The organism is Parvibaculum sp. (genome assembly GCF_040882025.1).
Lineage (GTDB): Bacteria > Pseudomonadota > Alphaproteobacteria > Parvibaculales > Parvibaculaceae > Parvibaculum.
In genome coordinates, this window is record NZ_JBBECC010000183.1 from 1 (window position 1) to 11,862 (window position 11,862).

An 11,862-nucleotide genomic window follows, 5' to 3' on the forward strand; every position below is an offset into this window, starting at 1 on the left:
CGGACGGCATGAGAGATGCGGCTGATGTCGCCGCTGCGGTATCGCGCGTCTTGATGAGCTGCGCGGCGCCCGCCGGCCCGAAAACATGCGCCGCATAAAGCTCGCCATGTGCCGGCGTCCGGCCCAGTAGATCTTCGAGCGCCTCCTTGTTTTCCATCGTCAGCTCGCCGGCCATGAGCGCCGCGATATGCGCGTCTGTCCGCAGAGCCAGCACCTCGTTCCGCGCCGCGTTCGACACCGGCGCAAAGCGCCCATTGGACTGCCGCGCGAGCAACGCCGCTTCCGATTCCAGCCCATGCTTGGGGCCATAGCGGCCGAGCATCTCGTACCAGGTCTGCTGGATAAACTGGAAGGGCCCGGTCGCCGAGGATGTCGGGGCCTGAGCGGTCAGCGCAAGGCCGCTCTCGCGCAGGGCAATATGGAGCAGATAACCCGAGTTGGCGCCCGTCGCCCGCGACGCCGCGACGATAGCGCTCAACAGATCGGGGCCGAGTTCGGCCATCGATCGTTCAACCTCCTCAGGTTCCGGAAGCACCAACGATGTCGGTTTCTCTTCATCCGCAGCTTCCCGCTCGGCGGCGTAGAGGTCCTTGACCGCTTTCGCGATCGCATCGACATCTTCTTGCGAGAGATGCACCTCGGTACGTCGCTCCTCGCGCGCCTCACGTCGCTCGGCACGCTGTCGGTCGGTCCGTTGCTGTTCGGCAACGTTGCGCGACGCCACCAGCGCCACACCTTCCGCCGACACCACGGACGTCAGCGACTTCATGTCGTCCAGAAAATCGCCACTCTCGACATACCCTACAAGTTCGCGCACCGGCTCGAACGCCATCAGCGCCCTGCCACTTCGCTCGAACGCCGAATTGCCGTCATCTGCCGTGACCATGTCCCAGGCGAGCAGGGCCGCAAGCAACAGGCTGAGTCTCATCCACATGACGCTAACGCTCCTTTCAGGGAGCGGAGACGCGCCTCAGGGTGCGTTTGTCCGCCCCCAATACGCGCAAGAATGCACCGAGGCGATTGAACCTCGCCTGAGCCTGCCGTTCATGTGGTGTTAACTATAAATGGCTGAATTCCGGGAAATCTTGCGAGCGTCGTCACAACGTTGGGGCCTTCAACCGATTCTCGGTCAGGTAGTTTGCAAGAGCATGAATAACCGGCGCCACCGCCGGCCGCGCCATCATGCGCTTGCGCCAGGCAGCGAGGTGATACAATGCCGGATTCGGCGCACCGCCCATGAACGAGGTGAAGAAGCTGGCGCACATGAACGCGATGTCGGCGTAGGTATAGACGCCCGCGATATAGTCGCGTTGCGCCAACAGCTTGTCCATTTCCCGATAGTAGTCGCCGATCTTCGCAAGAGCCGCTTGCGCCTCCAGCTTTTGCGGGTCGCCGAGCGTCTGCAACAGAACAACGAAAGACGGAAAGAAAACTTCGTCGGACTTCAATTCCATGAGCCGCGCATTGGCGCGTGCTTCGACGTTGGCCGGCCAAAGCAGTGGCGTTGGAAACTTGTCTTCGAGATATTCGAAAATCTGCGTCGAATCAAAAATCTCGACCGGCCCATCGAGCAGCACCGGAACCTGCTTTTTCGGATTTACCCGCAACACATCGGGATGAAGCGGTGAATAACGATCTTTGAGCGTGAACGGCACCATCTCGATCTCGCAATCGATCCCCTTCTCGGCAACGGCGATCTGCGCTTTGGCGCCAAACATGCTCAAAGGACCTGACAAAAGCTTCATGGTGTTTCCTCCGGAAAAGGTTTCCTCGTATGAAGACTTGCTGCCTTCTGATCGCCCATCGCCGCCTCCACACGCCAAAGGCCAAGGCCATAGTTGGGCCGGGCAGCAAGGCTTTTCAGGGTCCAATTCCGGGAATGCGTGCGAGCCAAATGCAGGGTGCCGCGAAGCACCGCTTGCCGTCGGCGCGGCCCGCAACTATCTTGCGCGCACGGTCGCCCTTGTAGCTCAGTTGGTAGAGCACCTGATTTGTAATCAGGGGGTCACGGGTTCGAATCCTGTCGGGGGCACCGTCTCATCCGGGGCGTCTTCCATGTCCATGCCGGCCGCAATCAAGGCGCGTGCCGCGGCACTGATTGCCGCAGAGCGCTCGTTCTTTGTCGAACTGCATCCAGCCTCGCGGCAGATGGCGGCGGCAGCGGGCACGCATTTTCCCGGCGGCGTGCCGCTCCACTGGATGCTTGACTGGGAAACGCCCTTCCCGCTTTTCGTGCATGAGGCCATGGGCTCCATCGTCACCGATGTTGATGGTCGCCGCTATACCGATTTCTGCCTCGGTGACACCGGCGCGATGTTCGGTCATTCGCCGGCGCCCGTCGCCCGCGCTATTGCCGAACAGGCTGAGCACGGCTTGACCGCCATGCTGCCCTCGACGCTGACCGCCGAAGTCGGAGCGCTGCTCTCTTCCCGCTTCGGTCTTCCCTTCTGGCAGGTGACGGCGACAGCGAGCGACGCTAACCGCGCCGTCGTCCGCTGGGCTCGCGCGCTGACCGGCCGGCCGAAAGTGCTGGTCTTCGACGGCTGCTATCACGGGCAGGTCGAAGACGCTTTCGTGAAGCTCGACGAAGGCAGGACGCGAATGAAGCCGGGCCTGCTCGGCCAGGTAAGCGACATCGCGAAAGCAAGCATCGCCGCCCCGTTCAACGATCTTGAAGCGGTCGAGGCACTGCTGGCGCACGGAGACATCGCGCTCGTGCTCACCGAGCCGGCGCTGACCAACACAGCGATGGTTTTGCCGGAACATGGCTTCATCGAAGGCTTGCTCGCCACCGCGCGCCGCCATGGCACTCTTCTCTGCCTCGACGAAACGCACACGATCTCCGCCGGGCCCGGCGGCTTCACGCGCGCGCGCAATATCTCGCCCGATTTCTTCGTGCTGGGAAAGCCGGTCGCCGGCGGGTTTCCCGCTGCCGTTTTTGGATTCACGTCGGAGGTCGAAGCCGATATGCGCCGCGTGCTGGAAACAAAGGCGCCCGGCTATTCCGGCATTGGCACCACGCTTTCAGGCAACATGCTAGCACTCGCCGCGATGCACGCCTGTCTCACAGAAGTGATGACTGCCGACGCATACGCACACATGACGGCTCTGGCGTCGCGCCTTGCGGAAGGACTGCGTAGCGCGGTCGAAAGACGCCGCTTGCCATGGACCGTAACGCAGCTCGGTGCCCGCGCCGAACTCGTGTTCAGCGCCCGTCCTCTTCGCGACGGCGCGGAAGCCGCTGCCGCGATCGATCACGCCGTCGAACGCGCCATCCATCTTTTTTTGCTCAACCGGGATGTTCTGGTGACGCCGTTCCACAACATGACCCTCGTGGCGCCCTCGACGACGCAAGCCGATGTCGACAGGCTGGTGACACATTTCGATGAGGCGTTGTCCCTGATCTGCGGCGAAAAGGAGATCGCGGCATGACCCGCGCCGATGAAAAGGAAGTCGTGGACTTTCTGGCCGTGCACCCTGAGATCGTTCAGATTCAAACCTTTCTGACGGACCCGTCGGGGGTCGCGCGCGGCAAGGTCCTGCGGCCGGAAGAAATGCTGACCGCCTATCGTGACGGCCGACCGCTCCCGTGCTCGATCCAGTCGCTCGACATGCTGGGCGCCGATGTGCTGGAGACGGGTCTCGTCTGGGCCGAGGGCGACAGTGACCGGCCCTGCTTACCGGTCGCCGGAACGCTGACCCACGCGCCTTGGCACGACACGCCGACCGCGCAACTAATCCTGACCTCGTATGAACGCGACGGCTCGCCGACGTCAGCCGATCCGCGCCACGCGCTGACCCGCACCGTCGCTTCGCTCGAACGCAAGGGGCTGAAGCCCGTCGTCGCCATCGAACTCGAATTCTATCTGATCGATCGTGCGTCCGCGCAGTCGGGCAAGCCCCGGCCGCCCGCCGCACCCAACGGCTTCGCACCCTCGCATCTGCAGGCCTATCTGATGCAGGACGTGGAGGATTTCACGCCCGTTCTCGATGACATCTTTGCCGGCGCGAAAAAAATGGGCCTCCCGGCCCGCACCCTGATCTCGGAATATGCGCCCGGTCAGTTCGAAATCGTACTGGCGCATCGCGACGATGCCTTGCGCGCCGCCGACGATGCAATCCTCTACAAGCGCCTCGTTAAGGGCGTCGCCGACCGCCACGGCTACATCGCCACCTTCATGGCAAAGCCCTATGCCGGCATGTCGGGCAGCGGCCTGCATGTGCACATTTCACTGGCCGACGACAAGAACCCAAATCTCTTTGCCGGCGACGATCCGTCGCTGACGCCGATGTTTCGCCACGCAATCGGTGGATTGGAAGCAACGATGGCCGACGCGATGGCGGTTTTCGCCCCGAACGCCAACTCGTTCCGCCGCTTTCGCCGAAATTCCTACGCGCCACTGGCGCCCGCATGGGCCATCGACAACCGCTCCGTGCCGCTGCGCGTCACGTCGGGGCCCGCCGCCGTGCGCCATCTCGAGCACCGTGTCTGCGGCGCCGATGCCAACCCCTATTTGGCGCTCGCTGCGGTACTCGCAGGCATCGAAGAAGGCATCGACAAGAAACTTGAGCCAAGCGAACCGGTGATAGGCGACGGATACCTAAAGCGCGAAGCGACGCTGCCGATGAATTGGTGGAAGGCGCTAGAAACCGCTCGCCGTTCCGAATTTCTGCGCGAACGGCTCGGTGAAAAGTTTGTCGACATCTTCCTGACCATCAAGGAAGTCGAATGCGACCGCTTCTTCGCCGAAATCTCCGATGTCGACTTCGACTGGTATCTCCGCAACGCCTGACGTCTATTCCGGACAGGGATAATTCGCTGCCAGCGTCCGCGCACCCATCTCGAAGGCGCTTCTGTCGTAAAGCTCGGGATGCTCCGGCGCGAACTCGACGACCTGCTGCGCGAACGCCTCGAACGGAAGATTGTCCGGCAGCCTGAAACATACCTCCTCGTCCATGCCCGGACCCATGCGCCGCACGACGAGCGGCGCCCCGCGCTCGACCGACGCGTAGACACCCGCCGCAAGCCCCGCAAGGAACTGATGACACGATGCCCGCGCAACTCGGTCATCCGCCGTGGTGCTCGCGCTCGTCGCCGCGGTACATGCAGACACGAGCTCGGCACCCGTTGTAATGCGCGGCGCCTGCGCCTGCGCCAGCCCGACGGACAGTACCACTGCCGCCACCGCTAACACGACAGCTCTACTGACATTTTTCATGTTGATCTCCCTCTTGTTGGCTCCGTTCACTATGAACTTGAATTTCGACGGTGCCACATCAACAAATGACGCGCGACCATTCGGCGCAGAAGAAAAAGGGCCGCCTTGTCGGGCAGCCCTTTCATCATTCCATCCTGTTTCAGGATCAGTCGGCACTGGTCGCCTTCTTCAGCGGATCCTCAAGCGGCACCTGCCCCTGTTCGGAAAAGCGTTTGCGTGCTTCCTCTTCTTCCTTTGTCCGAGCTGCCTGATCGGTGATTTGACGGCCCAACGCAACGACATTCGGAATCTCATCGTCTGCCAGCGCCTTCATATATTGCTTCCGCTTCATTGCCTTTTCGATATAGGGCGCGAGTTCTTCCGCCTTCTTCTTCTGCCGCTCGTCTTCATGCTCCTTGAACTCCGGCATGACGTCGCTCGCGAACATTTCCAGCGCCTCGCAAATATGCTCATGCCGATTGCGTCCACCTTGTTGGATGAACGACACCTGATCGACGCCCGCCGCTGCGAAGCCGCGCAGATGCTCACGCATCTGTTCCGGCGTACCGATGCCACGATTGCCGCCTTCTTCCGGGAGGTGCGGCCGCGCCTTCTCGAACGCTTCCCAGATATTTGTTCGGCCGGGCTTGTGCTCGCCGAAAATATAGTGATGACCAAGCGCGTAGCCGAAGAAGCGAAACCCGTCCATGCCGCGGCGCTTGGCTTCCTCGGCATCTTTATGCAGCGAGAAGCCCGTCACCATTGCAATGTTCGGATTGCAGGCATGGCCAATCGGCACCGCCTCCTCCTTGAAGATGCGATAATAATCGTCGACCCACTGCTTGGCTTCGGCCGGATCGACGAACGCAAACGTCAGCGCGCCGATGCCGAGCCGCGCCGCGAGCTTGATCGTCTCACGATTGGAACAGGCGACCCAGAGCGGCGGGTGCGGACGCTGCACCGGCTTCGGCACCACATTGCGGCACGGCATCGAAAAGAACTCGCCCTCATATCCGGGGTAGGGGTCCATCGCCATCATGTTGGCGCATTGCTCTACGGCCTCGCGCCACTGTGATCGCTTCTGTTCGACTGGCACGCGGTAACCGCCGAGCTCAAGCAGCGCCGAACTCTCGCCCGTACCCCATTCGACGCGACCCTTCGATACGAGATCGAGCGTTGCAATACGTTCGGCCACACGCGCCGGGTGGTTGTAGTTTGGCGGCATCAGCGTGATGCCGTGACCAAGGCGGATGTTCTTGGTTCGCTGCGAACACGCCGCCAGAAAAACCTCCGGCGCCGAAGAATGTGAATATTCCTCCAGGAAGTGATGCTCGACTTCCCACGCATGATCGATGCCGATCTTGTCCGCGAGTTCCACCTGGTCGAGAGCGTCCTGAAAGAGCTTCAGCTCGTCACCCTCGTGCCAGGGCCGCGGCAGTTGGTGCTCGTAGAAAATGCCAAACCGCATGACGCATCTCCCATTTTGTTCTTGTTAGTCGAATACCTTGATCTGCTCCGGTGTCTTGTACTCGGAACCAGCAAGCGCCGGACTTTCCGCAGCGCGCGCGAAAGCCGCCTCGATATTGCGCGCGCGTTCCTCGAACATGGGCGCCATATCCGGATGCGTGAAAATATAAAGCTCGTTGGCCTGCACGGCCTCTACGACCCGCGCACCAACGCGATCCGGATCGAGGCCACTGAGGACGAATTGTTTTGCTGCCTCTGCGCGCGCCGGATCGCGGTCGTCGGCGGCGGTGCCAAAGCGCTCCTGCCGCGCCCGTGCACTTTCGAAAATGCGCGTCCGCACAAATCCGGGGCACAAGACCGACACGCCGATATTCTCAGGCGCGAGTTGCGCGTGCCACCCTTCCGACATCCCGACTACGGCATATTTCGATGCCGTGTAAGGCTCCATGCCGGGGATTGAAACAATTCCGGCCATCGACGCTGTGTTGACGAAGTGCCCGCCCTCGCCATGCGCGCGGATATGCGGCAGAAATGCCTCGGTCCCGTAGACGACTCCCATCAGGTTGACGGCGATGGTCCAATCCCAGTCGCCGGGCTTCAGCGTGCCGATAGGCCCACCCGCGCCGACACCTGCATTGTTGCAGACGACATGCACCTTGCCGTAGGTCGCGACGGTTTCCTCCGCCGCGCGCTCCACCGATTTGCGCTCGGCGACGTCGCAGCGAATACCCGCCGCTTTTATCTGCCGTTCCTTGAGTTCGCCGACGGCCGCCGCAAGGTCCTCCTCGTTGATGTCGCCAAGCATCACATTCATACCGGCAGCGCCGAAGGCGCGCGCCATCGAAAGTCCGATGCCGCTTGCGCCGCCTGTCACGAAAGCGGTCTTTCCCTGCAGGTCGCGCATCACGCTGCCTTCTGAATATCGTCAAGCGCATCGAATTCGGCAAAGAGTCCCGCTCCGTCCGGCGTCTTGGCCAATCCGGTGCGGATCGCTTCGCGCGTCTGTTCTCGTCCGAAATCGGCCTGAGTCACAGCATGCCAATGAACCATGCCTTCCCAGATCGGATCGATCAGATCGCTGCCCTTGACGCGCGAACCGTCGATGCCCTTGAAGGTGAAGCTGCGCATTTCGGAAATCGTGGTCTGCAGATAGCCGACATGAATGGCTTCGTCGGTCCGGATGCGCTCGACCATTTCGGCCGCAAGCCGCGCCGCCTCCCGCCGCTCGGGAAAGGCGTCCGGATCGCGCATGATCTCACAGCAAAAGGCGAAGAAACTCTCCGCCCTGACCTCGATCATCAGCACATTCATCAGCATCAGAATGAGCTGCTCGAAGCCCGCCGGCAGTTGTGGCATCAGCCGCCCTGCGTCCGGTCGGCCGATATTCTCCGGCACTTCCGGCAATGGATAACGGTCCTTGCCGAAGCAGAGATCGCGCGCCGCATACCACATCTGATCATGTGCGCCGAACTCCGGTGCGGCAGGATCGCCCCCCTCGTCCGCGCCATGCGCATAGAGGAGCCCCTTGTGCAGGTGCCCGGTGCAGGTTTCGGAAATATCGTCCTCGATGATCGTCTGGAAATCGGGTGCGTCGAGATCGCAGAGCATTCGTCCACGCGCCTCAATCACACCGGTAATGGTCAGCGAATTCCAGAACGATTGTCCGGCTCCATGAGCGAGCAGGAACTTCTCTTGCGGAATATTGGGATAGTTGCCGCGCTTCAGAAGCTGCACAGTCGCGTCGATCAGCGGATAGCCCTTGGCTTCCAACTGCGCCGCCCACGCCTTTACCGCCGGCCAGCGATTGAGCACGCGCGGCGACACATAGGTTCCATCCGCCAGAAACCCGCCATGCAGCTTGTAGCCCGCTTCCTCGTGCGGCCGCGCATAGACATGCGACGCCATTAGCTCGTCTCGTGTGTATGAGAGCTTTGTCATTCTCGCTTCCTCCGGTTCGGCCTCTTTGCGGGCCGCTGCTTGCCGCTGTTATTTTTTCAGTGCACGAACGAAAAGCCTGGTCATGCCGTCGATCAGCACCTCGCGCTCGAGCTTCTGGCGAAAGCCATAGGCACCACCCTGCTTGATCGCGCCGACAATGAGATACCCCGCGAGCCTGCTGTCGAGATCGGCGAGCGCCTCGCCGGTCGCTTTCCAGTGTTCAAGCGCCTTGATCCAGCCCTCGGCCCAACGATCGGCGGGCATCTTCCGGCCCGTATCGCCCTTCCACAGCACGCTGACATCGGTGAGCGTTGCGGCCAGAACGCCGGGATTGGCGTCCGAATACTCGAAAATCGCCAGCAGGATTTCGCGGATGCCGTCTTCCAGCGTGCCCGCATTCGCAAGGTGCCGCTCCAGGAACACCTCGAGTTCCTCGGCCGCCTCCTCGGTGAAGGCAAGGAAGCAATCGAGTTTGTCCTCGAAATGAAGATAAAATGTGCCGTGGCCGACGCCCGCTTCGCGCGAAATGTCCTGCGGCCGCGTTTCGTGATAGCCGCGTTCGACGAAAAGCTTGCGCGCGGCGGCCATCAATTTACGGCGGCTTTCGAGCTTCCGCTTGGCCGCACCCGACAGGCTGCCCCCTGCCTTCCCGGCAACGGACGTTTGCGTGTCATCTGTGTCCAGGATGGCCGCTGCAGCGGCTTCTCGGGTCCTGGAGCCCGTTTCCTCCGTGATCATGGAGAAAGGGTCAGGCTAAAATGACAAAAAGTCAACTCAACTGAGTGTATTTTGAGGGCATCTTTTTATGCCCGCTCCTGATCGGATGACGCGAGCGGCCTGGCGACAGTCTCCAGCGGTTTTCGCTCGGCAGCCACACCCCAGAAAGCCTGCACAGTTGCGGCGGCAATCATCAGGACCGAACCGAACAGATAACCCATGAAAACGGCCTCGCGTGAGCCCGTTTCGATCAGCCGACCGAAAAGCACCGGCCCGGCAACGCCGCCGAGTCCCGTTCCCACGGCGTAGAACACAGCGATGGCAAGTGCCCTGATCTCAAGCGGAAATGTTTCGCTGACCGTCAGGTAGGCCGAACTCGCCGCCGCCGACGCAAAGAAGAAAATCACCATCCAGGCAATGGTCTGCGTCTGCGCCGTGAGCAACCCCTGTTCGAAGAGATACCCACTCAGCGCCAGCAGCACACCCGAAATTGCATAGGTCGACGCGATCATGATCCGGCGCCCCACGGTGTCGAACAATCGGCCGAGAAGGAGCGGGCCGAGAAAATTGCCGAGCGCGAAAGGCAGGATATACCAACCGACCTGCGCCGCCGGAATGCCGTAGAAATCGGTCAACACCAGCGCATAGGTGAAGAAGATCGCATTGTAGAAAAATGCCTGCGCCGACATCAGCGCCAATCCCACAAGCGACCGCTGCCTGTGCAGCCGGAAAAGCGTTTCGAAAATTTCCCGAAACCGTAGCGGCCCGCGCTCGCGAAGCTTGATGCAGTCAAGGTTTTCTGCCAGCACGTGGCCGCGTGCACGATAGCGCCCCTCGATGCCAGCCATCACATCGCTCGCTTCCGCCGAGCGGCCATGCGTCATCAGCCAGCGCGGGCTTTCGGGAATCCAGAAGCGCGCAGCGAAGATGAACAGCCCCAGCACGCCGCCGACAAAAAAGCAAAGCCGCCAGCCGAGATCGCCACCCGCGATATCGGGATCGAGCAGCACAATTGAAAGCCCGGCGCCAAGCGCCGCCCCGACCCAGAAGCTGCCGTTGATCGCGAGATCGGTCCAGCCGCGAAATCGTGCCGGAATGAGTTCCTGGATCGTCGAATTGATAGCTGTGTACTCGCCCCCGATGCCGGCTCCGGTGAGAAAACGGAAAAACGCGAAACTCGCGAGATTCCACGAAAAGGCCGTCGCAATTGTCGCGGCAACATAGAGAGCGAGTGTGATGAAGAAGAGCTTCCGCCGGCCGAACCTGTCGGTGAGCCAGCCGAAAAAGATGCCGCCGAAAACCGCGCCCACGAGATAGGCGCTGGCCGCAAGGCCGACATCGGCCGCATTCATCCCGAGCGTCGGGCTTTCCCGCAGCGCGCCGGCAACCGACCCGGCAAGCGTCACTTCGAGCCCGTCGAGAATCCACGTGATGCCGAGCGCAATCACGACCAGCGTGTGAAAGCGGCCCCAGGGCAAACGGTCGAGTCGCGCCGGAACGTCGCATTCGAATGTCGCGGCCCCTGTGGAACCCGAGTTCCGTCTCGCAAGACCCGTTTGCTCGTCGGTCATCGACGAATGTTTGTTCCGAAACCGCAAATGGTCAAGGAGGAGCGTCTACCGCGCCCAGCACCTCGCGTCACCTGCGCGAAACAGCGTCGGGACTGCGTTCCCTGAGATAGGTCGGGAAATCTCGGCCCTCTTCTTCCGCGAAAACCTCATCGAGCACGATCGGATTCCTCATGCGATCGAGCCGGAACACGCGAAAGTCCAGCCGATCTTCGCACCATGCAATCAGCAGCCAGCCATCGGAGAACGCCGTCAGCGCTAGCGGCCGCACCCTTCGCGAACTCGGCGTCCCCTCGGCATCCCGATAGTCGAACATGACGACGTGACGCACACGAAGTGCGGCGCGAAGTGCGGCGGTGAAATCCGGGGCCCGTCGCTCAGGCTTCTGGTGTGAACGGACCCGGCGCCCGATAACACCAGGCACCGTCTGTCCGGTCCACGCCGTATCGATCTTGGCCCGCGCCGCACGCGCAGCAGCAGCCAGCGCCGCATCGCCGACTTGCGTCACATAAGCCAGACCCAGTGCCATCGCCTCAAGCTGATCGTGATCGAAGGTGAGCGGCGGCAGGTCTACCGGCCCGCGCAGCATATAGCCGACGCCCGCCTGCCCCTCGATAGGCAAGCCTTGCGCCTGCAAAGTGACGATGTCGCGGTAGATCGTACGCACCGAAACTTCAAGCCGCTCGGCAAGCGCGTCCGCCGTAACGAGGCGGTCCGCTTTCCGCAAATGTCCGATGATCTCGATAAGTCGGTCGGCCCTGCGCATGGCAACATCCTGACATAATGCTGTCAGGATGTCCCCAGCTAATCTTCGGCTTCCGCATCCCGTGCCGCATGAGGTCAGCCATGAACGCGATCCCCGATACTTCCTTTTTCAACATGCCGGCACCACCCTGCGCGCGCCTTCTCGGCTGGCGCATCGAGGAATATGACGAAGCGCGCAGCTGGATCCGCATCGCCTTCGACGGCAAGGA

10 protein-coding genes, 1 tRNA gene and 1 pseudogene are annotated in these 11,862 nt (G+C 61.7%); 3 read left to right on the forward strand and 9 right to left on the reverse strand.

What is annotated here, in order from left to right; translation table 11 throughout:
- Positions 1–934, reverse strand: a pseudogene (locus tag WEB61_RS13575) (hypothetical protein); the annotation flags it as partial.
- Between the two features lie 163 nt (positions 935–1,097).
- On the reverse strand, positions 1,098–1,871 hold the full coding sequence (locus WEB61_RS13580) for a glutathione S-transferase family protein (protein WP_368064876.1): 774 nt from the start codon (positions 1,869–1,871) through the stop codon (positions 1,098–1,100).
- Positions 1,872–1,959: 88 nt separating this feature from the next.
- On the opposite strand from WEB61_RS13580, the gene WEB61_RS13585 reads away from it, so the two are divergent.
- The 3 genes from WEB61_RS13585 to WEB61_RS13595 all read left to right on the forward strand — a co-directional run bounded on the left by WEB61_RS13585 (position 1,960) and on the right by WEB61_RS13595 (position 4,793).
- Positions 1,960–2,032: transfer RNA gene (locus WEB61_RS13585), tRNA-Thr, on the forward strand.
- Between the two features lie 23 nt (positions 2,033–2,055).
- The gene (locus WEB61_RS13590; protein WP_368064877.1) at positions 2,056–3,432 is read left to right on the forward strand and encodes an aspartate aminotransferase family protein; all 1,377 of its coding nucleotides are present in this window, start codon (positions 2,056–2,058) and stop codon (positions 3,430–3,432) included.
- A complete protein-coding gene (locus WEB61_RS13595) occupies positions 3,429–4,793 on the forward strand; it encodes a glutamine synthetase family protein (protein WP_368064878.1) in 1,365 nt (454 codons plus the stop codon). The genes WEB61_RS13590 and WEB61_RS13595 overlap by 4 nt, the downstream gene beginning before the upstream one ends.
- 3 nt (positions 4,794–4,796) lie before the next feature.
- Here the strand turns inward: WEB61_RS13595 and WEB61_RS13600 are convergent, their stop codons facing one another.
- The 7 genes from WEB61_RS13600 to WEB61_RS13630 form a co-directional block, all read right to left on the reverse strand.
- Positions 4,797–5,219: a Rap1a/Tai family immunity protein gene (locus WEB61_RS13600; RefSeq protein ID WP_368064879.1), complete on the reverse strand. Its 423-nt coding sequence runs from the start codon at positions 5,217–5,219 to the stop codon at positions 4,797–4,799.
- Positions 5,220–5,364: 145 nt separating this feature from the next.
- A complete protein-coding gene (locus WEB61_RS13605) occupies positions 5,365–6,666 on the reverse strand; it encodes an LLM class flavin-dependent oxidoreductase (protein WP_368064880.1) in 1,302 nt (433 codons plus the stop codon).
- Between the two features lie 24 nt (positions 6,667–6,690).
- Complete coding sequence (locus WEB61_RS13610; RefSeq protein ID WP_368064881.1) at positions 6,691–7,569, reverse strand: SDR family NAD(P)-dependent oxidoreductase; 879 nt, start codon at positions 7,567–7,569, stop codon at positions 6,691–6,693.
- On the reverse strand, positions 7,569–8,603 hold the full coding sequence (locus WEB61_RS13615; protein ID WP_368064882.1) for a hypothetical protein: 1,035 nt from the start codon (positions 8,601–8,603) through the stop codon (positions 7,569–7,571). The genes WEB61_RS13610 and WEB61_RS13615 overlap by 1 nt, the downstream gene beginning before the upstream one ends.
- Before the next feature lie 48 nt (positions 8,604–8,651).
- Complete coding sequence (locus WEB61_RS13620) at positions 8,652–9,341, reverse strand: TetR/AcrR family transcriptional regulator (protein WP_368064883.1); 690 nt, start codon at positions 9,339–9,341, stop codon at positions 8,652–8,654.
- 65 nt (positions 9,342–9,406) lie between these two features.
- On the reverse strand, positions 9,407–10,891 hold the full coding sequence (locus tag WEB61_RS13625) for an MFS transporter (protein ID WP_368064884.1): 1,485 nt from the start codon (positions 10,889–10,891) through the stop codon (positions 9,407–9,409).
- Between the two features lie 67 nt (positions 10,892–10,958).
- Positions 10,959–11,654, reverse strand: coding sequence for a helix-turn-helix transcriptional regulator (locus tag WEB61_RS13630; protein WP_368064885.1), 696 nt, complete (start codon positions 11,652–11,654; stop codon positions 10,959–10,961).
- Between the last annotated feature and the right edge of the window lie 208 nt (positions 11,655–11,862).